Origin of the sequence: Rhodobacter sp. SGA-6-6, from assembly GCF_011043545.1 — a bacterium.
In the GTDB taxonomy this organism is placed as follows: domain Bacteria; phylum Pseudomonadota; class Alphaproteobacteria; order Rhodobacterales; family Rhodobacteraceae; genus Pseudogemmobacter.
The window spans coordinates 12,803-39,103 of the sequence record NZ_JAAKGP010000007.1; the positions used below are offsets into that span (position 1 = coordinate 12,803).

The 26,301-nt window shown below is 70.2% G+C and carries 19 protein-coding genes and 1 pseudogene; 9 read left to right on the plus strand and 11 right to left on the minus strand.

Translation table 11 applies throughout. The features are described 5' to 3' along the window. Positions 1-73: 73 nt before the first annotated feature. Both G5B31_RS13665 and G5B31_RS13670 read right to left on the minus strand, forming a co-directional pair. A complete protein-coding gene (locus G5B31_RS13665; RefSeq protein ID WP_165018607.1) occupies positions 74-2,758 on the minus strand; it encodes a molybdopterin cofactor-binding domain-containing protein in 2,685 nt (894 codons plus the stop codon). After that, complete coding sequence (locus G5B31_RS13670; protein WP_165018609.1) at positions 2,755-3,573, minus strand: xanthine dehydrogenase family protein subunit M; 819 nt, start codon at positions 3,571-3,573, stop codon at positions 2,755-2,757. The genes G5B31_RS13665 and G5B31_RS13670 overlap by 4 nt, the downstream gene beginning before the upstream one ends. Positions 3,574-3,678: 105 nt before the next feature. Here G5B31_RS13670 and G5B31_RS13675 point away from each other — a divergent pair, with 105 nt between their 5' ends. After that, entirely contained in the window at positions 3,679-4,095 is a 417-nt protein-coding gene (locus G5B31_RS13675) for a MarR family winged helix-turn-helix transcriptional regulator (RefSeq protein ID WP_165018611.1), read from the plus strand. Here the strand turns inward: G5B31_RS13675 and G5B31_RS13680 are convergent. Next, a complete protein-coding gene (locus G5B31_RS13680; protein WP_165018613.1) occupies positions 4,092-4,727 on the minus strand; it encodes a TetR/AcrR family transcriptional regulator in 636 nt (211 codons plus the stop codon). The genes G5B31_RS13675 and G5B31_RS13680 overlap by 4 nt on opposite strands. Positions 4,728-4,874: 147 nt before the next feature. On the opposite strand from G5B31_RS13680, the gene G5B31_RS13685 reads away from it, so the two are divergent. The 3 genes from G5B31_RS13685 (at position 4,875) to G5B31_RS13695 (ending at position 9,878) form a co-directional block, all read left to right on the plus strand. Continuing rightward, the gene (locus tag G5B31_RS13685; protein ID WP_165018615.1) at positions 4,875-6,938 is read left to right on the plus strand and encodes an FAD-dependent oxidoreductase; all 2,064 of its coding nucleotides are present in this window, start codon (positions 4,875-4,877) and stop codon (positions 6,936-6,938) included. A gap of 103 nt (positions 6,939-7,041) precedes the next feature. Then, positions 7,042-7,800: a nitrilase-related carbon-nitrogen hydrolase gene (locus tag G5B31_RS13690; RefSeq protein ID WP_165018617.1), complete on the plus strand. Its 759-nt coding sequence runs from the start codon at positions 7,042-7,044 to the stop codon at positions 7,798-7,800. Continuing rightward, positions 7,797-9,878, plus strand: a complete 2,082-nt coding sequence (locus tag G5B31_RS13695) for an FAD-dependent oxidoreductase (protein ID WP_165018618.1) — start codon at positions 7,797-7,799, stop codon at positions 9,876-9,878. The genes G5B31_RS13690 and G5B31_RS13695 overlap by 4 nt, the downstream gene beginning before the upstream one ends. A gap of 75 nt (positions 9,879-9,953) precedes the next feature. On the opposite strand, the gene G5B31_RS13700 is transcribed toward G5B31_RS13695, so the two are convergent. The 6 genes from G5B31_RS13700 to G5B31_RS13725 all read right to left on the minus strand — a co-directional run bounded on the left by G5B31_RS13700 (position 9,954) and on the right by G5B31_RS13725 (position 18,806). Then, complete coding sequence (locus G5B31_RS13700; RefSeq protein WP_165018620.1) at positions 9,954-10,391, minus strand: Fur family transcriptional regulator; 438 nt, start codon at positions 10,389-10,391, stop codon at positions 9,954-9,956. A gap of 55 nt (positions 10,392-10,446) precedes the next feature. Beyond that, a complete protein-coding gene (locus G5B31_RS13705) occupies positions 10,447-11,655 on the minus strand; it encodes an ABC transporter permease (protein WP_165018621.1) in 1,209 nt (402 codons plus the stop codon). Beyond that, positions 11,652-12,353, minus strand: a complete 702-nt coding sequence (locus G5B31_RS13710) for an ABC transporter ATP-binding protein (protein WP_165018623.1) — start codon at positions 12,351-12,353, stop codon at positions 11,652-11,654. Before G5B31_RS13710 ends, G5B31_RS13705 begins: the two co-directional genes overlap by 4 nt. Continuing rightward, complete coding sequence (locus tag G5B31_RS13715; protein ID WP_165018624.1) at positions 12,350-13,591, minus strand: efflux RND transporter periplasmic adaptor subunit; 1,242 nt, start codon at positions 13,589-13,591, stop codon at positions 12,350-12,352. The genes G5B31_RS13710 and G5B31_RS13715 overlap by 4 nt, the downstream gene beginning before the upstream one ends. A gap of 172 nt (positions 13,592-13,763) precedes the next feature. Beyond that, complete coding sequence (locus G5B31_RS13720; protein ID WP_165018626.1) at positions 13,764-17,462, minus strand: vitamin B12-dependent ribonucleotide reductase; 3,699 nt, start codon at positions 17,460-17,462, stop codon at positions 13,764-13,766. 459 nt (positions 17,463-17,921) lie between these two features. Next, a complete protein-coding gene (locus G5B31_RS13725) occupies positions 17,922-18,806 on the minus strand; it encodes a DMT family transporter (protein WP_165018628.1) in 885 nt (294 codons plus the stop codon). A gap of 111 nt (positions 18,807-18,917) precedes the next feature. Between G5B31_RS13725 and G5B31_RS13730 the strand changes: the two genes are divergently transcribed. From G5B31_RS13730 to eno, 3 genes are all read left to right on the plus strand, one after another. Next, positions 18,918-19,766: a tellurite resistance TerB family protein gene (locus tag G5B31_RS13730; RefSeq protein WP_165018630.1), complete on the plus strand. Its 849-nt coding sequence runs from the start codon at positions 18,918-18,920 to the stop codon at positions 19,764-19,766. 153 nt (positions 19,767-19,919) lie between these two features. Next, positions 19,920-20,837, plus strand: coding sequence for a DMT family transporter (locus G5B31_RS13735; RefSeq protein ID WP_165018632.1), 918 nt, complete (start codon positions 19,920-19,922; stop codon positions 20,835-20,837). 54 nt (positions 20,838-20,891) lie between these two features. Further along, on the plus strand, positions 20,892-22,169 hold the full coding sequence (gene eno, locus G5B31_RS13740; RefSeq protein ID WP_165018634.1) for a phosphopyruvate hydratase: 1,278 nt from the start codon (positions 20,892-20,894) through the stop codon (positions 22,167-22,169). 54 nt (positions 22,170-22,223) lie between these two features. Here eno and G5B31_RS13745 read toward each other — a convergent pair. Together G5B31_RS13745 and G5B31_RS13750 are read right to left on the minus strand one after the other, a co-directional pair. Next, a pseudogene (locus G5B31_RS13745) lies at positions 22,224-22,880 on the minus strand (metal-binding protein ZinT). Positions 22,881-23,027: 147 nt separating this feature from the next. Continuing rightward, positions 23,028-24,083: an FAD-binding oxidoreductase gene (locus G5B31_RS13750; protein ID WP_165018636.1), complete on the minus strand. Its 1,056-nt coding sequence runs from the start codon at positions 24,081-24,083 to the stop codon at positions 23,028-23,030. A gap of 66 nt (positions 24,084-24,149) precedes the next feature. On the opposite strand from G5B31_RS13750, the gene G5B31_RS13755 reads away from it, so the two are divergent. Then, positions 24,150-24,686: a pseudouridine synthase gene (locus tag G5B31_RS13755; RefSeq protein WP_165018956.1), complete on the plus strand. Its 537-nt coding sequence runs from the start codon at positions 24,150-24,152 to the stop codon at positions 24,684-24,686. 672 nt (positions 24,687-25,358) lie between these two features. Further along, positions 25,359-26,255 carry a fatty acid desaturase gene (locus tag G5B31_RS13760; RefSeq protein ID WP_165018638.1) on the plus strand — a complete coding sequence of 299 codons (897 nt, stop codon included), beginning with the start codon at positions 25,359-25,361 and terminating at the stop codon, positions 26,253-26,255. The last annotated feature ends 46 nt before the right edge of the window (positions 26,256-26,301 follow it).

Here is a 26,301-nt window from a genome sequence, read left to right on the forward strand (position 1 = left end):
GGCAGCGCAGGAGCGGGGGCCAGCCCCCGCACCCCCGGAGTATTTGGATCAAGAGGAAGGGGGCGCAGGACTTTCATTCCCGGCCCTCCATCGCGGCGAGGATGCGGTGGGGCAGCGCCGGGGTGCGGGCGATCTCCGCCCCGGTGGCGTGGCGGATGGCGTTCAGGATCGCCGGGGCGGTGGGGATCAGCACGTGTTCGCCCAGGCCCTTGGCGCCGAAGGGGCCTTCGGGGTCGGGGATCTCGATCAGGATCGGGTCGATGGGCGGCACGTCGCCGGTGGTGGGGATCAGGTAGTCGTGCAGGTTCTCGGTCCGGCCGGGCAGGTATTCCTCCATCAGCGCCATGCCGATGCCCTGGGCGATGCCGCCCTCGATCTGGCCGCGGGCGAGGAGCGGGTTGATCACCCGGCCGAGGTCGTGGGCGGCGGTGATCCGGTGCAGGCGGACGGTGCCGAGGGCCGGGTCCACCTCCAGCTCCACCAGCTGCGCGCCGTAGCCGTAGACGGCATAGGGAATGCCCTGGCCGTCGGCATCCAGCGGGCGGGTCGGCGGGTCGTAGCTCTCCTCCGCCGACAGCGCATAGCCGCGCGGGTCGGCGGGCAGCGCGCGCAGGTCGATCTCGCGCCGTATGGTCCCTTCGGTGACGAGGAGGCGTCCCGGCGCCGGCGTGAGGACGGACCCTTCGCCCGCATTGGCCAGGCGCAGGACCGCCGCCCGCAGCGCCAGCGCCGCCTTCTGCGCCGCCCGCCCGGTGACATAGGTCTGCCGGCTGGCCGAGGTCTTGCCGGCGTCCGGGGTCAGCGCGGTGTCGGGGCCGACCAGCCGCAGGGCCCCGACCGGCAGCCCGAGCGCATCGGCGGCGATCTGCGGGATCACGGTGTTCGAGCCCTGGCCGATGTCGGTGGCGCCCTGGTGCAGCACCACCTCTCCGGCATGGGTGATGCCGATGCGGATGGTGGAGGGGTTGGGCAGGGCGGTGTTGCCGCAGCCATACCAGCAGGAGGCGACGCCGATGCCGCGGCCCTTGCCTTCCTGCGCCCAGGCCAGGCCCCGCCTCCAGGACGGCCGCAGGGCTTCCAGGCAGGGGCCGATCCCCACCGCCTGCAGGGCATTGCCGGTGGGCGAGGTGTCGCCGTCGCGCAGCGCGTTCAGGATGCGGAACTCCAGCCGGTCGATCCCCGCCTTCCCGGCCAGCCGGTCGTAGAGCACCTCCTGCCAGAGCGCCGCCTGCGGCACGCCGAAGCCGCGGAAGGCGCCGGAGACCGGGCCATGGGTATGCACCGCCCGCGCCCGGGCATGGATGGCGGGGGTGCGGTAGGGGCCGGAGACATGCACCGGCACCCGGTTCGCCACCGTCGGCCCCCAGCTGGAATAGGCGCCGGTGTCGAAGCGGCCCTCGAACTCCATCCCGGTGATCCGGCCCGTCGCATCGCAGCCGATCCGGCCCCGCATCCCGGCCGGGTGGCGCTTGGTGGTGGAGGCCATGCTCTCGCCCCGCGTATAGGCCATGCGCGCCGGGCGGCCGGTCTTCAGCGCCACCAGCCCGATCAGCGGCTGCAGCGAGACATCCAGCTTCGAGCCGAAGCCGCCGCCGACCGCCGAGGGGATGATGCGCAGCCTGTCGACCGGCAGCCCGAGGATGGCCGCGGTCTCCTCGCGGTCCATGCCGGGGGCCTGGGTGCAGGCGCGGATGACCAGGGTGTCGCCCTCCAGCCAGGCCGCCCCGGCCTCGGGCTCGATATAGGCATGTTCGACGAAGGCGGTGGCGAAGCTGCCCTCGACCACATGGGCCGAGGCCGCCAGAGCCGCCGCCGCATCGCCGCGCCGCACCCGGCCCTCGATCAGCAGGTTGCCGGGGCGGTTGGGGTGGATCAGGGGGGCATCTTCGGCCTCGGCTTCGGCGGGGCTATGCAACGCGGGCAAGGGATGCCATTCCACCGGGAAATCCGAAAGGTCGGTCTCGGCCCCCGGCTCGAAGGCCACCAGCGCCACGCATTCGCCGCGGAAGCGGGCGGGAGAGGCGGCGATGGCGGGTTGGTCGGCGAAGGGCGGGATGACGGAAAAGGCGTTGCGGCCGGGGATGTCGGCGGCGGTGAAGACCGCGGCGACGCCCGGGCGGGCGGCGAAGCCGGCGAGGTCGCCAAGGCGGAAGGCGGCATGGGGATGCGGCGAGCGGATCGCCTTCACCACCAGCGCGCCCGCGGGCACCACGTCGTCGCCGAACAGGTCGCCCGCCACCTTGGCCGCGCCGTCCAGCCGGGGCAGCGCCGCGCCCACGGCCCGACCGGCGGCCGGGGCCTCCGGGGCTGCGACCCCCTGCCCCGCCGCCACCACCGCCGCGACGATCCGGGCATAGCCGGTGCAGCGGCAGAGGACGCCGCCGAGGGCCTGGCGCACCATGGCCTCGTCCGGCTGCGGCCGGCGCTCCAGCAGCTCCGCCGCCGCCATCAGCATCCCCGGGGTGCAGATGCCGCATTGCGCCGCGCCTTCGGCCAGGAAGGCGGCGCGCAGGCGGGTCAGGACGGGGGTTTCGGCCTCCACCGTGGTGACCTCGCGGCCTTCGACCCGGGCCAGCGGGGTCAGGCAGGCGCAGGTGGCCCAGCCGTCCACCAGCACGGTGCAGGCGCCGCAATCGCCGGCGTCGCAGCCGACCTTGGTGCCGGTCTTGCCCAGTCTTTCCCGCAAGGTCAGGCTCAGCCGCTCGGCGGGCGGAGCCTCCGCGGCGACCTCCTTTCCGTTGAGCCGGAACCGGATCACAGCGCCGCCTCCACCGCCCGGCGGACCAGTTCGGCCGCCGCCCGCAGCCGATACGCCGCACTCGCCCGCACGTCGTCGATGGGCGCCAGCGCCGCCGCCACCGCAGCCGGATCGACCCGGGCCGCGGCGCCCTCCACCGGCCCGCAGAGCGCCGCCTCCACCGAAGGCAGCCGGCGGGGCACCGGGGAACAGGCGCCGACCGCCACCGCCGCCGCCTCGATCCGCCCGCCCGAGACCTCCAGCCGCACCGCGGCCGAGGCGATGGAGATCACCAGATGCGCCCGCGCGCCCAGCTTGCCGAAGGCGGAAACGCCCGCCAGCCCTGCCCGCGGCAGCAGCACCGCCGCGAGCAGTTCTCCCGGCCGCAGGTCCACGCGCCGGGGTCCGAGCAGGAAATCCTCCAGCGCCAACAGCCGGGTGCCGGTGGCGGAGGCCAGTTCCACCTTCGCCCCAAGCACCAGAAGCGGCGGCACCCCGTCGGCGGCGGGAGAGGCGTTGCAGAGGTTGCCGCCGATTGTGCCGGCGTTCTGCACCTGCCGCCCGCCGACCTGCAGCGCCGCCTGTTGCAGGGCGCGGGTGGCGGGGGGCAGCGACGCCTCGGCAATAGCGGTCCAGCTGGTGCAGGCGCCGATCCGCAACCCCTCCGGCCCCTCGGCGATCCCCGTGATCCCGGGCAGGGCGGCGAGGTCCATCACCGGCCCCTTCAGCCGCGGCCCCGCCAGCGGATAAAGATCCGTCCCGCCCGCCAGCACCCGCGCCCCGCCCGCTGCCGCGGCCAGCGCCTGCTCCAGGCTGTCGGGGCGAAGGTAATCCATCCGCTCGGGCCCATCGTTCGTATGCGAACAAGGTGCCAAGCCCGGGGCCGGCCTGTCAACAGCTGTCCCTTGCGCGGGGCAAAAGCCTATGGTCCATTCGGGCGCATGGACCATACGGGCTATGTGCTGGACGAGCAGATCGGCTTCCTGCTGCGCCGGGTGACGCAGCGGCATCTGGCGATCTTCGCCAGGGAAATCCCGCAGGTCACCACCACCCAATTCGCCCTGCTGGCCCGGCTGGCCGAACTGGGGCCGCAGTCGCAGAACGCGCTCGGCCGCGAGACGGCGATGGATGCGGCGACGGTGAAGGGCGTGGTGGACCGGCTGGTGCGGCAGGGGCTGGTCGCCACCGCCCCCGATCCGGCCGACCGCCGCCGCCGGACCGTGGCGCTGACGCCGGAGGGCCGGGCGCTGTTCGACCGGCTGGCGCCGGTCGCGCTGCAGGTCAGCGCCCTGACACTGGAGCCGCTGGAGGACAAGGACGCCGCCCTGCTGACCCGGCTGCTGGCGCGGCTTGCCTAAAGCGAATGCCGCGCCCGGAAGGCCGCCACCTCTGCAGCCGAGGGGGCGACGCCGGTGAAGACCAGCGCATAGGAGGGGATGCGGGCCATCCGCGCCGCGAAATCCTCTTCCGAGCGGAGCGCGATATAGCCGACCTGGGTCAGGTAGACCGTGCGGGCGCGGGTGTCCGCCTCCTCCGCCGGATAGCCGTGGCGCAGGAAGAGCCCGGTCAGCGCGGCGATCCGCGCCGCATCCTCCTGGGCCAGCGCGGCCTCCACCGCCGGGTCGGTCAGCGCCCAGGTCCGCATGGCGAATTCCGCCGCCGAATCAAAGACCTGCGCATCCACCCAGGCGTCGAACAGCGCCAGCACCGCCTCGGTCACCGTCGCCGCGGGCCGGTCGATCCGCGCCACCAGCGCCGCGGTGTTGGTCTCGCGCCAGCGGGCGACCAGCGCCGCCAGCAGCGCCTCGCGGTCGGCGAAATGCCAGTAGAACGAGGTTCGCGACAGGCCGAGCCGGGCCGCCAGCGGGCCGATCTTCACCGCCTCGACGCCCCCCTCGATCAGGAGCGCGTGCGCCCCCTCCAGCCACAGCGCGGCCGAGCCGCGCCAGCCGCGATCCTTCGCTTCCGCCTCTTCCGCCACCTTGTCCATTGCGCAAGGGTAAGCCCCCTGCCCGTCCGCCGCAACCAGCGCCAGACAGGCGGGGCGCAAAAATCGACACCAGTGTCGATTTTATGTTTGACGAAATCCGCGCCCTGGCGGAAATTGCCGCCAGCCACCCGCGAAAGGCCGCTCGCCATGTCCCATCCCCAGCCCCGCCCCTCGAACGACCCGCTGCTGCAACCCTACCGGCTGCACCACCTGACCCTGCGCAACCGCATCATCACCACCGCCCACGAACCCGCCTATGGCGAGGACGGGCTGCCGAAGGACCGCTACCGGCTTTATCATCTGGAGCGGGCCAAGGCCGGGGTGGCGATGGTGATGACCGCGGGATCGGCCTCGGTCAGCCGCGACAGCCCGCCGGTGTTCTCCAACCTGCTGGTCTGGAAGGACGAGGTGGTGCCGTGGATGAAGCGGCTGACCGACGATTGCCACGAGGCCGGCGCGGCGGTGATGATCCAGCTGTCCCACCTCGGCCGCCGCACCCGCTGGGACAAGGGCGACTGGCTGCCGGTGGTCGCCCCCGGGCCGGTGCGCGAACCCAGCCACCGCGCCTTCCCCAAGGTAATCGAGGACTGGGACATCTCCCGCATCATCCGGGACTATGCCGATGCCGCCGAGCGGATGGCGGCCTCCGGCGTCGATGGCATCGAGTTCGAGTGCTACGGCCACCTGATGGACCAGTTCATCAGCCCGCTGACCAATGCGCTGGAGGACAGCCCCTACGGCGGCCCCGGCCTCGACAACCGGCTGCGCTTCGCCTTCGAGGTGCTGGAAGCCTGCCGCCAGCGGGTGGGCGAGAAGGTCCTGCTGGGCCTGCGCTACACCGCCGACGAGGACGCCCCCGGCGGCCTGCCCGTAGAGGACGGGGTGGAGATGGCGCGGCGCTTCAAGGCCTCCGGCCTGGTCGATTTCGTCAACGTCATCCGCGGCCGCATCCACACCGATGCCGCGCTGACCGACGTGATCCCGGTGCAGGGGATGCGCTCGGCCCCGCATCTGGACCTGGCCGGGCGGATCAGGGCCGAGGTCGGCCTGCCCACCTTCCACGCCGCCCGCATCCCGGACGTGGCGACGGCGCGCCATGCGGTTTCCTCGGGCCTGGTGGACATGGTGGGGATGACGCGGGCGCATATGGCCGACCCGCATGTGGTGCGGAAGATCGTCGAGGGGCGCGAGCACGACATCCGCCCCTGCGTCGGCGCCACCTATTGCCTGGACCGGATCTACCAGGGCGGCATGGCCCTTTGCATCCACAACCCGGCGACGGGCCGGGAAGAGACCATGCCGCACGACATCCCCGCCGCAGAAGTGGCGAAGACTGTGGTGGTGGTCGGCGCCGGCCCCGGCGGGCTGGAGGCGGCGCGGGTCGCCGCCGAGCGCGGGCACCGGGTCACGGTGTTCGAGGCCGGGCCGCGGGCCGGCGGGCAGGTGCTCTTGACGGCGCAGCAGAAACGGCGGTCCGAGATGATCGGCATCGTCGACTGGCGGATGGAGCAATGCACCGCCAAGGGGGTGACGTTCCACTTCAACACCTGGGCCGAAGCCTCTGACGTGACGGCGCTTTCCCCGGATGTGGTGATCATCGCCACCGGCGGATTGCCGCAGCCGGTGGGCCTTGCCTCGGGCGAGGAGCTTTGCGTGCAGGCCTGGGACATCCTCTCAGGTGACGTGAAGCCCGGCTCGAACGTGCTGCTTTACGACGACGCCGGCGACCATACCGCGATGCAGACCGCCGATGCGCTGGCCGCGGCAGGAGCGACGGTCGAGGTGATGACCCCCGACCGCAGCTTCGCGCCCGAGGTGATGGGGATGAACCTCGTCCCCTATATGCGCAGCCTGCAAGGGAAATCCGTCACCTTCACCGTCACCTACCGGCTGCTGTCGGCGGCGCGCGACGGCAACCGGCTGAAGGCGGTGATCGGCTCGGACTACATCGCCGACCTGGCGCTGGAGAAGCACTACGACCAGATCGTGGTGAACCACGGCACCGCGCCGAACGCCGATCTCTACTTCGCGCTGAAGCCCCTGTCCGAGAATCTCGGCGCGGTGGATTACGACGCGCTGATCGACGGGCGGCCGCAGCCGCAGGGCGACGGGCCGAAGGGCTTCCGCCTCTACCGGATCGGCGATGCGGTGGAAAGCCGCAACACCCATGCGGCGATCTATGACGCGCTGCGGCTGATGAAGGACATCTGAGCCGATACCCCGCGCGATACCTCTTGGGGGGTATATACCCCCCGATGCCGCCCGAGATAGCTTCCGGGCAGGCAATCGGGGGTATCCCCGGGGAGAAGACGCAATGCGGCTGGCACTCTGGCAGGGGCATTCCCCCGCCTCCGACCTCGGGCTGGCGCTGGCGCAGGCCGAGGCCGCGCTGGCGGCGGCGGGGGCGATGGCGGCGGATGCGCTGGTGCTGCCGGAGGTCTGGCTGCCGGGCTACAACCAGCCGATCTCGGCGGCGAATGCCCTGCCGCCGGACGCGCCCGAGTTCGACCGCCTGTCCCGCGCCGCCGCAGAGGCCCGCTGCGCAGTGGTGGTCGGCTATGCCGAGCGCGACGGCGAGAGGGTGTTCAACTCCGCCCTCTGCCTCGGCTCGGACGGGCGGCGGCTGGCGCATTACCGCAAGATCCAGCTCTACGGGCCGCGCGAGAAGGCGATCTACTGCCCCGGCGCGGCCTATGTCACCTTCCCGCTGGCCGGAGAGACCGCGGCGCTGCTGATCTGCTACGACGTGGAATTCGCCCCGCATGTCAAGGCCTTGGCCGACAGAGGGGCGACGGCGATCCTGGTCCCCACCGCCAACATGCAGCCCTATGCCCATGTCGTCCGCGCCACCGTGCCGGCGATGGCGGCGAACCATGGCGTCGCCATCGCCTATGCCAATTACTGCGCCAGCGAGGGCGACCTGACGTATCTCGGCGGCAGCCTGATCGCCGGGCCGCATGGCGAAATCCTCGCCCAAGCCGGCGAAAGCCCGGCGCTGCTGGTCGCCAACATCCCCGCCCGCCGCCCCGCGCATCTGTCCACCCAGTCCGCCGACCTGAGACGCATCGAATGACCCGCGATCCCCGCCACGACATCCTGTTCATGCCGCTGCGGATCGGCCCCAAGACCGCGAAGAACCGCTTCTACCAGGTGCCGCATTGCAACGGCGGCGGCTACCGCGACCCCTCGGCGGTGGTCGAGATGCGGCGGACCAAGGCCGAGGGCGGCTGGGGCGTGATCTTCACCGAGCAGACCGAGATCCACCCCTCCAGCGAGATCACCCCCTTCATCGAGCAGCACCTCTGGGACGACCGCGACATCCCGGCGCTGGCGCGGATGGCCGAGGCGATGAAGTCGCACGGGGCGCTTGCCGGGATTCAGCTTGCCTATTCAGGCATCAACGGGCCGAACCTCTACTCGCGCGAGGTGCCGCTGGCGGTGACCGGCGGGCCGATCCTGACCTTCACCTCGGACCCGGTGCAGGCCCGCACCATGGACCGCGAGGACATCCGCTCCTTGAGGCGTTGGTTCCGCAACGCCTTCCGCCGGTCGCGGCAGGCGGGCTTCGACCTGATCTGCCTCTACGGCGCCCATGGCTTCGGCATCCTGCAGCATTTCCTGTCGCGCGCCACCAACCAGCGGACCGACGAATACGGCGGGAGCCTGGAGAACCGCGCGAGGTTTCTGCGCGAAGTGGTTGAAGAGGCTCGGGAAGAGACGAAAGGCGAACTCGCCGTCAGCCTGCGGATGTCGCTGCACGAAGCCGGACCCTACGGCTTTTCCAACGCCGAGCTGCGCGATTTCATCGAGATGCATGGCGAGCTGCCCGACATCTGGGACCTCGCCAACGGCACCTGGGAGGCCTGCTCCGGCACCTCGCGCTTCAAGGAGGAGGGTGCGCAGGAACAGCTGGTCGCCGGGATCAAGGCGCTGACGCCGAAGCCGGTGGTGGGCGTCGGCCGCTTCACCAGCCCGGATGCGATGATACGGCAGATCAGGACCGGCGTGCTGGATTTCATCGGCGCGGCAAGGCCCTCCATCGCGGACCCGTTCCTGCCGGTGAAGGTGCAGGAAGGCCGCTACGAGGACATCCGCGAGTGCATCGGCTGCAACATCTGCGTCTCCGGCGACATGACCGGGGGGATTTCCCGCTGCACCCAGAACACCGCCTTCATGGAGGAATGGCGCAAGGGCTGGCACCCCGACCGGGCGCGGCCGAAGGGGCCGTCGCAATCGGTGCTGGTCGTCGGCGCCGGTCCGGCGGGGCTGGAGGCCGCGCTGCAAGCCGCCCGCCGCGGCTATGCGGTGACGCTGGCCGAGGCGACGACCACGCTCGGCGGCCGGGTGGCGCGGGAACGCGCGCTGCCGGGCCTGTCGGCCTGGGGCCGGGTGGCGGATTACCGCACCGGCCAGATGGCGCCGATGCCGAATGTCGAGATCTACCGCGACAGCCGGCTGACGGCCGAGGACATCCTGTCGATGGGCGCCGATCACGTCGCCATCGCCACCGGCGCGGTCTGGCGGCGCGATGCGGTGGCGCGGCTGCACCTGCACCCGATCCCGACCGATCCGGCGATGCCCATCTATACGCCCGACGACCTGATGGCGGGGAACGTGCCGGAGGGACTCCGCGTAACCCTTTACGACGACGATCATTTCTACATGGGCTCGGTGCTGGCCGAACTGCTGGTGGCGAAGGGCTGCCGGGTCGATTTCGTCACCCCGGCGGTGAAGGTGGCGGAATGGGCGGAGAACACGCTGGAACAGGGCACGATCATGCGACGGCTGCTGGAGATCGGGGTGGAGGTCCACGTCAGCAAGGCCCCGGAAGCCATTGGCCGGAATGAGGTAACGCTCGGCTGCACCTGGACCGGGCGGCAATCGGCGCTGGCGGCCGAGGCGGTGGTGATGGTCACCAGCCGCAGCCCGGAGGATGCGCTTTACCGCGAGACGAAGGCGATGGACTGGCAGGAGGCGGGCATCCGCAGCCTGCAGCTGATCGGCGATGCCGCGGCGCCGGGGCCGATCGCCTGGGCGACCTATGCCGGGCGACGCTGGGCGGAGGATCTGGATGCGCCGGAGCGCGGCGATGACCTGGCCTTCCGGCGCGAGATCGCAGGGCTGCTGCCGGAGGTGCGGATCACGCCGTAAGCAAGCGAAATCTTGGAAGATTTCGGCAAGTCCCTTGGAAGGAACTTGCAAAATTCCTCCAGGAATTTTGGGCTCTTACCCCCGCTTGCGGCAATACAGCTCCAGCCGGTGGTGCACGATCTCGTAGCCCATCTCGGCGGCGATCTGGCGTTGCAGTTCCTCGATCCGCTCGTTGCGGAACTCGATGATCTCGCCCGAGTCGACGTCGACGATATGGTCGTGATGGGCCTGGTCGGCGACCTCGAAGCGCGCGCCGCCCGATTCGAAGGAATGGCGCTGCACCACCCCCTCGCGCTCCAGCACCGAGAGCGTGCGGTAGACGGTGGCCAGCGAGACGGACTCGTCCACCCCCCGCGCCCTTCGGTGCAGCTCGGTGGCGTCGGGGTGGTCGGCGGCCTCGGCCAGCACGCGCAGCACCGCCTCGCGCTGCCGCGTCACCCGCACGCCGCCGTCGCGCAGGCTCTGGGTCATCCGGCCGGTCTTGTCGCGCAGGGATTTGTCGGAACTCTTCATCCGCGAAGCCTAGCAGAGCCCTTCGCAGCTGCAACCCGTCAGTTGCGAAGGGGCGTCACTGGTGCCGCAGCGCCTCGATCGGGTCCATCCGCGCCGCCCGGCGGGCCGGGAAATAGCCGAAGATCACCCCCACCAGCGCCGAGAAGCCGAAGGCGCCCAGGATCACCATCGGATCGGCGACGAAGGGGATCGCCATGAAGCGGCTGGCCACCCCGGCCATCGCCAGCCCGACCAGGATGCCGATGATCCCGCCCAAAAGCGACAGCGCCACCGATTCCACAAGGAACTGCGTCAGCACCTGCCGCGCGCTGGCCCCGACCGCCAGCCGGATGCCGATCTCGCGGGTGCGCTCGGTCACCGAGACCAGCATGATGTTCATGATGCCGATGCCGCCGACCAGAAGGCTGACCGCGGCGACCGAGGACAGCAGCCCCGACAGCACCGAGTTGACCGAGTTCAGCATGGTGGCGATCTCCTTCATGTCGGTGAGGGAGAAGTCGTCGTCCTTGTCGATGCTCAGCCGCCGCCGCTCGCGCATCACCTGCTGGATGGCGGAGGAGGCCTCCTGCACCGAGACGCCGCCCGCCACCTTGATCTGGATGGTGCTGACATCGGTGTCGCCGGCCAGCCGGCGCTGCAAGAGCCGGATCGGCATCGCCACCACGTCGTCCTGGTCCTGGCCGAAGCTGCCCGCCCCCTTCGGCGCCAAGAGGCCCACCACCTGGCAGGCGATGGACTTGATCCGCACGGTCTGGCCCACGGGGTCGGCATCGCCGAACAGGGTCTGCCGCACGGTCTGGCCCAGGAGGCAGACCGCCAACCCGGCATTGTCCTCGGCCGGGGTGAAGTTGCGGCCGGCGGCCAGGCTCCAGTTGGTCACCCCCAGCCAGTCGGGGGTGGAGCCGGTGATCTGGGTGGCGGCATTGGCGTTCCCCGCGATCACCGTCTGGCTGGAGGTGACGATCGGCGCCAGCGCCCCGACCTCGGGTAGAAGGGCCAGCGCCTCGGCATCGCGCAGGGTGAAGGGCCGCGCCCTTCCGCCGGCGCCGGGGGGGCCGAACTCGCGCCGGCCAGGGCGCAGCACCAGCACGTCGGACCCCATCGCCTCGACCGAGGCGGAGACCTGCTGCGACGAGCCCTGCCCCACCGTGACCATGGCGATCACCGCCGCCACGCCGATGACGATGCCGAGGATGGTCAGGAAGGACCGCAGCTTGTTGCGGATGATCGACCTTGCGGCCAGTCGGAACGCCTCGGCGATCATGCCACGGCCCCCTCGGCAGGTTCGTCGCGGGTGATGCGGCCATCGGTGAAGACCACCAGCCGGCGGGCATGGGCGGCGATGTCGGCCTCGTGGGTGACCATGACGATGGTGATGCCCTCGTCGCGGTTCAGCTCCTTCAGCAGTCCCATGATCTCGTGGCTGCGTTGGGTGTCGAGGTTGCCGGTGGGCTCGTCGGCCAGGATCACCATCGGGTCGCCGGCCAGCGCCCGGGCGATGGCGACGCGCTGCTGCTGGCCGCCCGACAGTTGCGAGGGGTGGTGCCCCTCGCGCCCCTGCAACCCCACCTTGGCCAGCGCCGCCCGCGCCTTGGCCTCGCGATCGGCCCGCGGCAGGCCCTTGTAGATCAGCGGCAGCTCGACATTCTCCAGCGCCGAGGTGCGGGCCAGCAGGTTGAAGCCCTGGAAGACGAAGCCGAGGTAATGCCGCCGCAGCAGCGCCCGGGCATCGGGCGACAGGTGCTCCACCGGGGTGCCGTCGAACAGGTATTGCCCGCCGGTGGGCCGGTCGAGGCAGCCGATGATGTTCATCGCGGTGGACTTGCCGGAGCCGGACGGTCCCATGATGGCGACGAATTCGCCGCGGTCGACCTTCAGGTCCACCCCGTCCAGCGCCCGCACCTCGGCCTCGCCCTGGCCGTAGACGCGCGAGACGTTGCGGAATTCGATCAGCGTTGTCATGGGCTGCTCTGGTCGGTGATCACCAGGTCGCCCTCGGCCAGTTCCTCGGAGGAGACCGCGATCATCCTGCCGTCCGAGGCGCCGGGGGTGACCTTCACCTTCACCGGCTGCCCGGCCTTCAGCACCCAGAGCGAGCTGCCGTCCACCTTGGCCCGGGTGCCGGAGGTGCGCCGGGGCATGATCAGCCCCAGAAGCCCGCCGCCCGAGCGGCTGGAGGTATCGGCCACCGGCGGGGCGTAGCGCAGCGCCGCCATCGGCACCAGCAGCACCTGCGGCTGGCGGGCCACGGTGATGGTGGCGGTGGCGGTCATGCCGGGACGCAGGAGCAGCTCCTCGTTCTCGACCGAGAGCACCGCCTTGTAGGTGACGACGCCGTCGGTTTCCTCCGGCGCATAGCGCAGCTGGGTGATCCGGGCCGGGAAGCTGCGGCCCGGGTAGGCATCGACGCTGAAGGTGGCCACGTTGCCCACCGTGACGCGGCCGATGTCGGCCTCGTCGATGGCGACCTGCAGTTCCATCCGGGACAGGTCCTCGGCCAGGGTGAACAACACCGGGGCGTTCAGCGTGGCGGCGACGATCATCCCCTTCTCGGCGGTGCGGTCCAGCACGATGCCAGTGATCGGGCTGCGGATGTCGGCCTTGGCGAGGTCGGTCTTCGCCTCTTCCAGGCTGGCCTCGGCCAGTTTCAGGTCGGCCCGGGCGATCTCCACCGCGGCGACGGCGCGGTCGTGGGCGGCCTTGGCGGCGATCACGGTGGAGCGGACGGCAAGGCCGCGCTCGTCCAGCGCATGGGTGGAGGTCCAGGCCTCGGCGGTCTCGGTGGCGGTGGCCTCGGCCTGGGTCAGCCTCGCGGCGGCGGCGGCCAGCTGCGCCTCGGCGGTGGCGAGGCGGGCGCGCAGGTTGGTGCTGTCCAGGCGGGCGAGGACCTGGCCTTCGGTCACCTCGTCGTTGAAATCGGCCTCGACCGCGGCCAGCGTGCCGGAAAGCTCGGACGAGATGTCCACCCGGGTGGTGGGCTGCACGGTGCCGGTGGCGATGACGGTGACCACCAAGTCGCCGCGCTCCACCGGGGTGGTGTCGTAGCGCACCGCGGCCGGAGTGGCGCTGCGGCTGGCCCAGGCCCATCCGGCCAGCGCCAGCACGGCGGCCAGCAGCAGGAGCCAGAGCCAGCGGCGGCGCGGGCGGCGGGCCGAGAGCGACAGTTGCGCGAGGTCGGGGCGGCTGGCGGGATCTGGCAAGGGCGGTCCTCTGGCTTTCCCCTGATACGCCGGGGGCCTGGCTTTCCGTCGGACTATAGGGCGGGCGGAAGGCGGCCGGAAGATGGGGGGTTCCCCAGCAGTCCGGCACGCCGCCAAATGAAAGGGCGGCGGAGGTCGCCCCCCGCCGCCCGGCGCTGACCGGAACAGTCGGTCAGCTGCAGCCCGTCGTCCCGCCGCAGGTGTTGCACTTCAGGCAGGTGCCGTTGCGCACGAGCGTGTAGTTGCCGCATTCGCCGCAGGGGTCGCCGGTGTAGCCCTGCATCTTGGCCTTTGTGCGGGCCACATCGGCGCCGGACGAGGCCGCGGCCATGGCGAAGCCGGAGGCGCCTTCGGCAAGACCCATGGCGCGGGTTTCCGGCACCAGCATGTTCAGCGTCGCCACCGGGTCGGTGCCGGTGGACAGCGCCGTCGCCCCTGCGCCCCCTTGCAGCACCACCAGTTCCTGCGGCAGCCGCTTCCTCAGGTAGCCCGAGGAGGAGATCGACTTCAGCAGTTCCACCGATTTCGACGCCGCGGTTTCCGACACCTCGGAGATGTTGCGCTTGCCCTCGTCGTCGCCGCGGCCGAGGTCGTCGAAGGTGGTGCCCTTCGGCGCGACATGGGCCAGGTCGGTGCGGTCGAGGTAGCTGATCGCCAGTTCGCGGAAGATGTAGTCGAGGATCGAGGTGGCGTTCTTGATCGAGTCGTTCCCCTGCACCATGCCCGCGGGTTCAAAGCGGGTGAAGGTGAAGGCCTCGACGAACTCCTCCAGCGGCACGCCGTATTGCAGGCCCACGGAGACCGCGATGGCGAAGTTGTTCATCATCGCCCGGAAGCCCGCGCCTTCCTTGTGCATGTCGATGAAGATCTCGCCAAGCGAGCCGTCGGCATATTCCCCGGTGCGCAGATAGACCTTGTGGCCGCCGATGATGGCCTTCTGGGTATAGCCCTTGCGGCGCTCCGGCAGCTTCTCGCGGTGGGACCGCACGATCTCCTTGACGATCACCTTCTCGACGATCTTCTCGGCGATGACCGCGGCTTTCTCCTGCAAGGAGCCGGTGGCGAGGATCTCCTCGGCCTCCTCGTCGTCCTCGATCAGCGCCGAGGCCAGCGGCTGGCTCAGCTTGGACCCGTCGCGATAGAGCGCATTGGCCTTGATCCCCAGAGAATGCGACAGTTCATAGGCCGCCAGCGTTTCCGCGATGGTGGCGGTGTTCGGCATGTTGATCGTCTTCGAGATCGCGCCCGAGATGAACGACTGCGCCGCCGCCATCATGTGGATGTGGCTTTCCACCGACAGGAAGCGCTTGCCGGTCTTGCCGCAGGGGTTGGCGCAGTCGAAGACCGGCAGGTGCTCGGCCTTCAGGAAGGGCGCGCCTTCCAGCGTCATCGTCCCGCAGACGTGGTCGTTGGCGGCGTCGATCTGCGCCTTGGTGAAGCCGAGGTGGCGCAGCAGGTCGAAGGTGGGGTCGGCCAGCTTCTCGGCGGGGATGCCGAGGGTGCCCTTGCAGAAATCCTCGCCCAGGGTCCACTGGTTGAAGACGAAGCGGATGTCGAAGGCGGTCGGCAGCGCGGCCTCGACCTTCTCGATCTCGCGCGGGCCGAAGCCGTGGCCGACCAGCGCGGTGTGGTTGACCGCCGGAGCCTGCGCCAGCGATCCATGGCCGACCGCATAGGCGACGATCTCGGCGATCTGGTGCGGGGCGTAGCCCAGGGTCTCCAGCGCGGCCGGGACCGACTGGTTGATGATCTTGAAATAGCCGCCGCCGGCCAGTTTCTTGAACTTCACCAGCGCGAAGTCGGGCTCGATGCCGGTGGTGTCGCAGTCCATCACCAGGCCAATGGTGCCGGTGGGGGCGATGACGGTGGTCTGGGCGTTGCGGTAGCCGTGCTGCTCGCCAAGCGCCAGCGCCTCGTCCCAGGCGGATTTCGCCAGGGCGACCAGGGTCTGGTCGGGGCAGTTGACCTGATCCAGCGCGACCGGCGCAACGTTCAGCGCCTCATAGCCCTCGGTCCGGCCCCAGGCGGCGGCGCGGTGGTTGCGGATGACGCGCAGCATGTGCTCGCGGTTGCGGGCATAGCCCGAGAACGGCCCCAGCTCCTTGGCCATCTCGGCACTGGTCGCATAGGCGATGCCGGTCATGATCGCGGTCAGCGCGCCGCAGAGCGCCCGGCCCTCGGCGGAATCGTAGCCGAGGCCCATGTTCATCAAGAGGCCGCCGATGTTGGCATAGCCGAGGCCGAGGGTGCGGAAGTCGTAGGAAAGCCGGGCGATCTCCTTCGAGGGGAACTGCGCCATCATCACCGAGATTTCCAGCGTCACCGTCCACAGACGGGTGGCGTGGATGTAGCCGGCGGCGTCGAACTTGCCGTCATGGAAGAAGGTCAGCAGGTTCATCGACGCCAGGTTGCAGGCGGTGTCGTCGAGGAACATGTATTCCGAGCAGGGGTTGGAGCCGCGGATCGGCCCGTCCTCGGGGCAGGTGTGCCAGGCGTTGACGGTGTCGTGGAACTGGATGCCGGGGTCGGCGCAGGCCCAGGCGGCATGGCCGATCTGGTCCCAGAGGTCGCGGGCCGAGACGGTCTTCGACACCTTGCCGTCGGTGCGGCGGACCAGTTCCCAGGGCAGGTCCTCCTTCACCGCGCGCAGGAAGGCGTCGGTGACGCGGACCGAGTTGTTGGAGTTCTGGCCGGAGACGGTGACATAGGCCTCGGAATCCCAGTCGGTGTCATAGGCCGGGAATTCGATCGAGGAATAGCCCTGGCGGGCGTATTGCAGCACCCGGTTGGTGTAGGTGTCGGGGATCATCGCCTTCTTGGCGGCCTTGATCGCAGTCTTCAGCGCCGGGTTCCTGGCCGGATCGACCGAGGCTTCCGACGAGCCGTCCCAGCCGCGGATGGCGGTGAAGATGTCGTTCAGCCGGGCCTGGTGCATCTTCGAGCCGGCGACCAGCGAAGCGACCTTCTGCTCTTCGATCACCTTCCAGTTGATGAACTGCTCGATGTCGGGGTGATCCATGTCGCAGATCACCATCTTGGCGGCGCGGCGGGTGGTGCCGCCCGACTTGATCGCGCCCGCGGCGCGGTCGCCGATCTTCAGGAAGCCCATCAGCCCCGAGGACTTGCCGCCGCCCGACAGCTTCTCGCCCTCGCCGCGCAGCGAGGAGAAGTTGGTGCCGGTGCCGGAGCCATACTTGAACAGCCGCGCCTCGCGCACCCAGAGGTCCATGATGCCGCCGTCGTTCACCAGATCGTCCGAGACCGACTGGATGAAGCAGGCATGGGGCTGCGGGTGCTCGTAGGCGCTGGTCGATTGCGTCAGCTTGCCGGTCTTGTGGTCGACGTAGAAATGCCCCTGCCCCGGGCCGTCGATGCCATAGGCCCAATGCAGCCCGGTGTTGAACCATTGCGGGCTGTTCGGCGCCGCCATCTGGCGCGCCAGCATGAAGCGCATCTCGTCGTAATAGGCCGAAGCGTCGGCCTCGGTGGTGAAATAGCCGCCCTTCCAGCCCCAATAGGCCCAGGCCCCGGCCAGACGGTCGAAGACCTGCTTGGCCGAGGTCTCGCCGACAAAGCGCTGCTCGGGCGGCAGCTCGGCCAGCGCCTCCTCGTCGGGGACCGAGCGCCAGAGGAATTCGGGCACGCCCTTTTCCTTGACGCGCTTCAGGACCGCCGGAACCCCCGCCTTGCGGAAATACTTCTGCGCCAGCACGTCCGAGGCGACCTGGCTCCAGCCCTCGGGCACTTCCACCGCATCGTTGCGGAACACGATCTTGCCGTCGGGATTGCGGATTTCCGAGGTGGTGGTGGTGAAGGCCATCGCCCCATAGGCACCCGTTGCCGCGGCGGTGAACTTGCGCTCGATCTTCATTGCCCCTGATCCTTCGTTGGCCGGTGGCCCGGCATGTCCCTCTGCGTCATCGGCGGGGAACATGGGATCCCGGCCCGCCGGCCCTTGCCGACAGGGGTTCGGCGCCGTGAGACCGGCCGCCTGTTCCTTGGGATTCCTGCTCTGCCCGCCAGCACTAGATTTAGTGTCTGTCCGAAACGCCCAGTCAACCTGTCGTATTCACCGCCCCGGTTCAACGGTTTTTTTTGCGTATCCGACGGATTTTCGGTCTTGACGCTTTGGTCATTCCGTCACGGCCCCTTCACGCCCTTGTCATCTTTCCGCGCCCCCGGTTGTGGAGGGGTCTGTGGACAAGAGTTGGAGTGTTTTCTGAACTCCGCCGCTTTTGCCAAGGAAGCGGCGGCTTTGGGGCGGAGGGTTCAGAAAGCGGTTGATGCGGGGGACAAATCCTCTGCCGCAGTTCGGCCGATTCTCGCGGCCTCAGCGGCGGGCGGCGGCGCGGTTGATCAGCACGATGCCCGCCGCCACCAGAACCCCGGGGCCGAGAATCGCCGGCGACAGGGTTTCGCCGAAGATCGCGGCGCCGAGGAGAATCGCCATCACCGGGGTCAGGAAGGAGAAGGCGGCGACGGTGGAGGGCGGATAGACCGACATCAGCCAGAGCCACCAGATGAATCCCCCCGCCACCACGATGGCGGCCTGGAACAGCAGGAGCCACAGGTGCAGCGGCTGCACCTCGCGGATCAGCGGGCCGAACAGCGGCGCCACCGCCAGCAGGATCGGCGCGGAGACCAGCACCATCCAGTAGAGTTGCATCTCCGGCCCCTCGGCCCGCATCACCGGGCGGCGGGCGATGAAGGCCGTCCCCGCCCAGCCGAGCGCGGCGCCGAGCGCGCAGAGATCGCCCCAGATGCTGCCCTCGCCGCCCCGCGCGCCGCCGAGGATCGCCCAGGCGGTGCCGGCGAAGGCCAGCGCCAGGCCGAGCGCCTTCATCGGCGTGATCCGGTCCCCCAGCCCAAAATGCGCCATCAGCGCGAACCAGAGCGGCATCGAATACATCAGCACCGAGGCGCGGCCGACCGTGGTCAGGTCCAGCGCGACGAAGAGGAACAGGAACTCGGCCGCGAAGACCGCGCCGAGGACGAGGCCGGGCAGCAGCGCCGCCCGGGTCAGCCGCGGCGGCCTGCCGCGGAAGCGGAGCCAGCCCCAGACGAAGAAGATCGCCAGGGCAGAGCGCAAGCCGGCGAAGAACACCGGTTGGAGCCCGGCGTTCACCACCTTGATGCTGATCTGGTTCAGCGCCAGCAGCAGCTGCACCCCGAGGAGCATCGCCAGCCCTGCGGCATCGAGGCCGTCCTTGCGCATGATCTGACGCGATCCCCCGGGATTTCCCCCCGCCCGAGACGGTGTTTTGCATTGACCGGGGGGCAAGCGCAAGCAAGGCTCTGCTCCTGTCGTCCGGCTGGAGGGTTTGCGATGAGTCTTGCGAAGACATTGATGAAGGTGGCGATCGGCGTGGCGGTGGCCAAGGGCGTCTCGACCCTCGCGAAGAACATGGGCGGCGGCAGCGCCTCGGGCGCGGGCGGCGGCCTGGGCGACATGCTCGGCGGAATGCTGGGCGGCGGCAGCAGCTCGGCCGGCAGCACCCGCCCGTCCGGGCGGTCCGCGGGGCAGTCCGGCGGGCTCGGCGATCTGATGGGCGACCTCCTGGGCAACGCCGGCGGCAATGCCGCGCGGTCGACCCGCAGCGGCCGCGGCGGCGACCTGCTGGAGGAGGTGCTGGGGCAGAAGCGCACCACCAGCCGCAGCACCGCGCCGAAGGGCGGGCTGCAGGACGTGCTGGAGCAGATGACCGGCGCGCGGTCGGGCCGCGGCGGGCAGAACGCCGGCGGGATCGGCGACCTGCTCGGCTCCGTCCTCGGCGGCGCCGCGGCGCGGCCGGCGGGGGGCGCCCTGCGGGTCGAGGAGGAGGAAGAGGTCTCCGCCGCACTGATGCTGAAGGCGATCATCCAGGCGGTGAAATGCGACTGCGACCTCGACGCCTCCGAGAAGCAGAAGCTGATGCAGGCCATGGGCGACGCCAGCCAGGCCGAGGTGCAGGCGGTGAACGCCGAGCTGTCGGCGCCGGTGGATGTGGACGCGCTGGTGCGGATGGTGCCGGAGGGGATGGAGGCGCAGGTCTACCTCGCCTCGCTGTCGGCGATCGACCTCGACCGGCAGGAGGAGGCGCAGTATCTGCACGCGCTGGCGCAGGGGCTGGAGCTTCAGCCGCATGAGGTGAATGCGCTGCACGACCGGATCGGCGCACCGCAGATCTACCGTTAGCGCTTTTGGCCGGCGGCCGGGGGCGCTTCGCCCCCCGGACCCCCCGAGAGTATTTGGGCCAAGATGAAGGCATAAGGCTTTTGGGGGCGTGAGGTTCCCTTTCCCCGGCCGCCGGTGTAGCCCTTGGCCGTTCCCGGCTGCCGGAGGCTTGCCATGACCACCGCCCCGGCGGCCGAAAACTCGCGCGCGGCCGCCCTGATGATCGGCTCGATGGCCTTCTTCGCCGTCGAGGACCTGTTCCTGAAGCGCGCCGCCGAGGCGCTGCCGCCGGGCGAGGTGCTGGCGCTGACCGGCGGCGTCGGCGCGCTGGTGTTCTGGGCGCTGGCGGCGCGGCGGCGCGAGAAGGTGCTGACGATGCAGGCGCTGCGCGGCGTGCCGCTGCTGCGCACCCTGTCCGAGGCCGCGGCGGCGATGCTGTATATCGTCGCGCTGGCGCTGGCGCCCCTGTCGATGACCGCGGCGCTGTTGCAGGCCTCGCCGCTGGTCGTGGTGGCCGGGGCGGCGCTGTTCCTGGGCGAAACCGTCGGCTGGCGACGCTGGGCCTCGGTGGTGGTGGGCTTCGTCGGCGTGCTGGTGATCCTGTCGCCCTGGGACGCCGATTTCGACCCGACCGGCCTCTTGACCGTCGCCTGCGTCGTGGTGCTGGCGGTGCGCGACCTGTCGACCCGGCTGATGCCGGCGCGGATCGGCACCTTCCAGGTCTCGGCCTGGGCCTATCTGGGGCTGGTGCCCTCCGGCATCCTCTTGATGGCGATCATGGGACAGGGCTTCGTCTGGCCCTCGCCGATGCAATGGGCGGGCCTCGGCGGCGCGCTGGTGGCCGGGCTCTTCGGCTATTACGCCGTGGTCGCGGCGATGCGGCTGGGGGAGGTCTCGGTGGTCGCCCCCTTCCGCTATGCGCGGCTGCTGTTCTCGGTGGCGCTGGCGATGATCTTCTTCGGCGAACGCCCCGGCCTGTCCACCTATATCGGCGCCGCCATCGTGGTGGCCTCCGGCCTTTATGCCTTCGCACGCGAGCGAATCCGCCAGCGGCGGCTGGCGGCGGAGTCGGAAAGCCGTCTTTCCCTCTAGCCCGAAGGCGGCTAAACCGGCGGGCGAAAGCCCCTTGTCCCACCGGGAGACCCCATGAGCACGATCATCGACATCCACGCGCGCGAGATCCTCGACAGCCGCGGCAATCCCACCGTCGAGGTGGACGTGGTGCTGGAAAGCGGCGCCATGGGCCGGGCCGCGGTGCCCTCGGGCGCCTCCACCGGCGCGCATGAGGCGGTGGAGCGGCGCGACGGCGACAAGGGCCGCTACATGGGCAAGGGCGTGCTGGAGGCGGTGGCCGCGGTCAACGGGGAGATCGCCGAGGAACTGGTCGGCTACGACGCCACCGAGCAGGTCGGCATCGACCGCACCATGATCGAGATGGACGGCACCCCGAACAAGGGCCGCCTCGGCGCCAACGCCATCCTGGGCGTCAGCCTCGCGGTGGCCAAGGCGGCGGCGGAATATTCCAGCCAGCCGCTCTACCGCTATGTCGGCGGCACCTCGGCGCGCGTGCTGCCGGTGCCGATGATGAACATCATCAACGGCGGGGCGCACGCCGACAACCCCATCGACATCCAGGAATTCATGATCATGCCGGTGGGCGCGGACGACATCCGCGACGCGGTGCGGATGGGGTCCGAGGTCTTTCACACGCTGAAGAAGGAGCTCTCGGCGGCCGGCCTCTCCACCGGGATCGGCGACGAGGGCGGCTTCGCACCGAATCTCAGCTCCACCCGGGATGCACTTGATTTCATTCTGAAATCCATCGAGAAGGCAGGTTATCGGCCGGGCGAGGATATCTACCTCGCGCTGGACTGCGCCGCGACGGAATACTTCAAGGACGGCAAGTATCACCTTGCCGGAGAAGGGAAAATCCTGTCCTCCATCGAGAACGTCGAATATCTGGCCGGGCTGGTCGGCGATTATCCGATCATCTCCATCGAGGACGGCATGGCCGAGGACGACTGGGAGGGCTGGAAGGCCCTGACCGAGGTCCTGGGCAAGAAGATCCAGCTGGTCGGCGACGACCTCTTCGTCACCAACCCCCGCCGTCTGGCCGAGGGCATCGGCAAGGGCTGCGCCAATTCCATGCTGGTGAAGGTGAACCAGATCGGCACCCTGACCGAGACCCTGCAGGCGGTGGAGATGGCGCATCGGGCCGGCTATACCAACGTGATGTCCCACCGCTCGGGCGAGACCGAGGATGCCACCATCGCCGACCTTGCCGTCGCCACCAACTGCGGCCAGATCAAGACCGGCTCGCTGGCGCGGTCGGACCGGCTGGCGAAATACAACCAGCTGATCCGCATCGAGGAAATGCTGGGCGAGACGGCGGAATACGCCGGGGACTCGATCCTTAAGGGCTGAGGCGCGCAGACGCTGGCATTTGCGGCGGGCCCCCTGAGGAGACCCGCCCTTCGATCAATGCGCCTGCATCTCGGCGACGATTTCCGCCGGGGTCAGCGCGGCGGGATAATGGGTCGGCCAGTTGGTGACTTCCTGCAACAGCGCCGCGCGGTCGTCGCCCCAGTAGAGGTGGTAGTGCCCCGCCTTCACCGGCGCGATGGCGTGGTCGCTGAACTGGATGAAGGCCGGAGCCCCGGCATCGCCCTCGACCTTGCGGAAGATGTAGCGGACGCCGCGGTTGCCCTTCTCGTAGGTCAGCACCTCGTGCCCGTCGTCGGCATAGGTGCCGGAGACCACGCCCGAGGCGCTGTGGAAGCTGACCCGGTCGCCGTGGATATCGATCCGGTCGACATCGGTGCGGTAGCCGGTGTCGTAATAGGCGCGATACTCCTCGGCGGTCTTGTCGCCGTGCTCGGCCTTGTGCGCCATCACCGGGTCCAGCGTGCCGTCCTGCAGCAGCGGATAGACCGACTGCCAGTCGCCTTCCCAGTCCGACAGGCTGCGGGCCTAGACCTGGGCATCGTCGAAATAGCCCTGGTAGACCTTGTCGTCGGCATGGGAATGGTCATGCGCGTGATCGTGGTCATGGTCGTGGCCCTCGGTCGCCTGCTGCGCGGCGGCGGGCAGCGCCAGGGCAAGCGCCAGCAGCCCCGCCCATCCGAATCTCGTCATCTGCATCTGTGGTTCCTTTCGAGCGGATTCCTGATTGATATGTTATATCATAACATATCCAAGGCAAGGCATAGCCTCCTTCCCCGGCGGCTGCAAGCCGGTGGCGGATTTCGCGCGAAATCCGCAGCGATTCCGGGCGGAAATCGCCTAGTCGAAGCGTTGAGGCCGGAAGGCGGCGAGCAGCGGGCTTTCCCCGCCCTCGATCTCCTGCGCCACCAGTTCCCCGGTGATCGCGGCCAGCGTGGCGCCGGAATGCATCACCGCCAGCCAGAGGCCGGGCCGCGCCGCACCGATCACCGGCAGGCCGTCGCCCGGCACCGGCCGGTGGGCCAGCGCCACCTCGTCCCAGTCGGTCTTCACCCCGGGCAGCAGCGCCCGCAGCCGGGCCATCGCCGCATCGGCATGGGTCCCGGCCAGCCCGGCGATGGTCTCGGCCGCGCCGCCCTGATGGTTGGCGGCGGTCGGCATCACCAGGCGCCCGGCCTCGTCCTGCCGCAGTTCTCCGCCCGGACCCCAGAGGATCAGCGGCAGCACCGGCGGCAAGGGCGGCGTCTTCAGGATCAGCCCGGGGCGCGCGACCATCGGCAGCGCCACCCCCAGCGGCTCCACCAGCGCCGGCGCGCCGGTGCCGGCGGCGACCACCACGGCATCGGCCGCCAGCACCCCCTGCGCGGTGCGGACGCCGGCCACCCTGCCCTGCGCCTCCACCAGCGCCTCGGCCGCCACCCCGCGCCAGAGCCGCGCGCCGGAGGCGGCGATCAGCCGGGCGGCCAGCAGGCCCGGGTCCACCGCGCCCTCGCCCGGCAGGAACAGCGCGGTCTCCGGCGCGGCGCCGAGTTGCGGCAGTTCCCGGGCGATGCGGGCGCGGTCCCAGGGCTCCACCGGATAGCCGAGGGCGCGCAGGTCCGCGGCGAAGGTGGCTTGCGCCGCGCCCTCCTCCTCGAACCACAGGCAGCCGGGCCAGCCGGTGGGGTTGCCGGGCAGCGTCTCACAGAGGCGGCGGTGGGCGGCGATGCCCTCCAGCCGCAGCCGGTAATGCGCCTCGGTCAGGAAATAGGAGGCGTTGATCCAGCCGAAGCTGCGCCCCGAGGCCCCGGCGGCGATGCCGTGGCTGTCGAGGAGGGTGACCGCATGGCCGCGGCGGGCCAGCTGGAAGGCGATGGCTGCGCCGATCACTCCGGCGCCGATGACGACGATCTGCATGGGCCGACCCTGCCAGCCGCGCCGCCCGCTGGCAAGCCGCCCGGCGATGCGCTACCCATGGCGCGCATGGCCCGGCTGATCCTGTTGAACAAACCCTATGACGTGCTCTGCCAGTTCACCAACGGCGAGGGGCGGCCGGTGCTGGCCGATTTCGTGTGCGAGAAAGGCGTCTATCCGGCCGGGCGGCTGGACCGCGATTCCGAAGGACTGGTGGTGCTGACCGACGACGGCAAGCTGCAGGCCCGGATCAGCGATCCGCGCCACAAGCTGGAGAAGGTCTATCTGGCGCAGGTCGAGGGGGTGATCGCCGAGGCGGCGCTGGAGCGGCTGCGCCGCGGGGTCGATCTGAAGGACGGCCCGACCCTTCCCGCCGGCGCCCGGAGGGTGGATACGCCCGAATGGCTGTGGCCCCGGGTGCCGCCGGTGCGGATGCGCAAGACGGTGCCGGACGGCTGGATCGAGCTGACCCTGCGCGAGGGCCGCAACCGTCAGGTGCGCCGGATGTGCGCCGCCGTCGGCCTGCCCTGCCTGCGGCTGATCCGCTGGCGGGTGGGCGACTGGACGCTGGAGGGGCTGGCGCCGGGGGAAATGCGGAGGGTGTGAGCGGGAAGCGGCCGGGACGTATGCCGGGACCTGTGGGGCAGCGCGGGCTGTCGGGGTGAAGAAGCGGGCGCGGTTGAGGAAAAATCGCCCCGGGTTTACGACAGGCCGGTGCACCTTGCCGCTTCGCTCCGGGCATGACGCCCGCTGCCGATGATAGAGAAACGGCTGATGCCACCTTGCCGCCTCGCCCGCGACCACCCCGTCGCTTCGCCAGCGGCCACGTCCTTTCCCACCGGTCTCGCGCTTTCCCATCGGTCTCGGCCGGACCGGCCCAGCCGAGGAGAGGATCAGAAGCCCGGCAGCGGAGGCCCGCCCGGGCCGGTTTCGACCGCGGCATCGAGCTTCGTCGCTTGGGCCGTCTGCGCCCCTGATGCGCAAAGCGGCCGCTTCCGCCTCCCTCGCCTCCAGTCCGCCGGCGCCCCCGGAGGGCAGTCCGCGACGGCAGGATGCGGCGAGGCACAATCCGGATCGCGTCCGTATGGACCATATTCCGGCACGGGCCATGCGCCCGAATCCGCCATACGCCCGTATGGACGATGCGCCCGTATTGCCCATACTGGCGGATGGGGCAGCGGTCTGCCGGTTGAGAGGGACGGCAGATCTGGCGCTTGGCGGCGAGAGCGGGCAGGATCGGGCACCGGATCGAAACAGCAGCCGGAGCGGGAGGCGGCGATGGATCACAAGGACTTCCTGTCGGGCCTGCCGCTCGATGTGCGGGCCGGGATGACGGAAAGGTCCGATGCCCGCGGCCTGCGCCATCTGGCCGGGCATCTGGGGGCGATCCTTCTCTGCGGCGGGCTGATCGCGGCGGGTGTGCCGGGCTGGCAGGTGCTGCTGCCGGTGCAGGGGGTGCTGCTGGTCTTCCTCTTCACCCTGGAACACGAATGCACCCACCGCACCCCCTTCGCCAGCGAGCGGCTGAACACCTGGGTCGGGCGGTTCTGCGGGCTGGTGTTGCTGCTGCCGTTCGAGTGGTTCCGCTGGTTCCACCTGGCGCATCACCGCTGGACCAACCTGCCGGGCAAGGACCCGGAACTGGCCTCGGAAAAACCCGAAAGCCTGCCGGCCTGGCTCTGGCATGTCTCGGGCCTGCCGTTCTGGGGCGCCGGGCTGCGGCTGATGGCGGCGCTGACCCTGGGCCGGGCCGAGGGCGACTACCTGCCCGAGGGCGCCAAGGCCCGCATTATCCGCGAGGCGCGGGGGATGGCGCTGGTCCATGCCGGGCTGGCGGCCAGCCTGATCTGGACGCCCGCGGTGCTGTGGGTCTGGGTGGTGCCGGCGCTGCTGGGCCAGCCGGTGCTGCGGCTCTATCTGCTGGCCGAGCATGGCGACTGCCCGCGGGTGGCGAACATGTTCGAGAACACCCGGACCACCTTCACCAACCGCATCGTCCGGGCGCTGGCCTGGAACATGCCCTATCACGTCGAGCACCACGTCTGGCCCGCCGTCCCCTTCCACCGCCTGCCCGAGGTCCATGCGCTGATGCGCGACGAGTTGCGGGTGACGGCGGAGGGCTACGCGGCCTTCACCCGGGAATATCTGGCGCGGCGGGTCCGGGCCGGGCGGTAGCGGGCGCAAGTGGGCGGCAGGGCGCATACGCCCGGAGGGCGCCTGC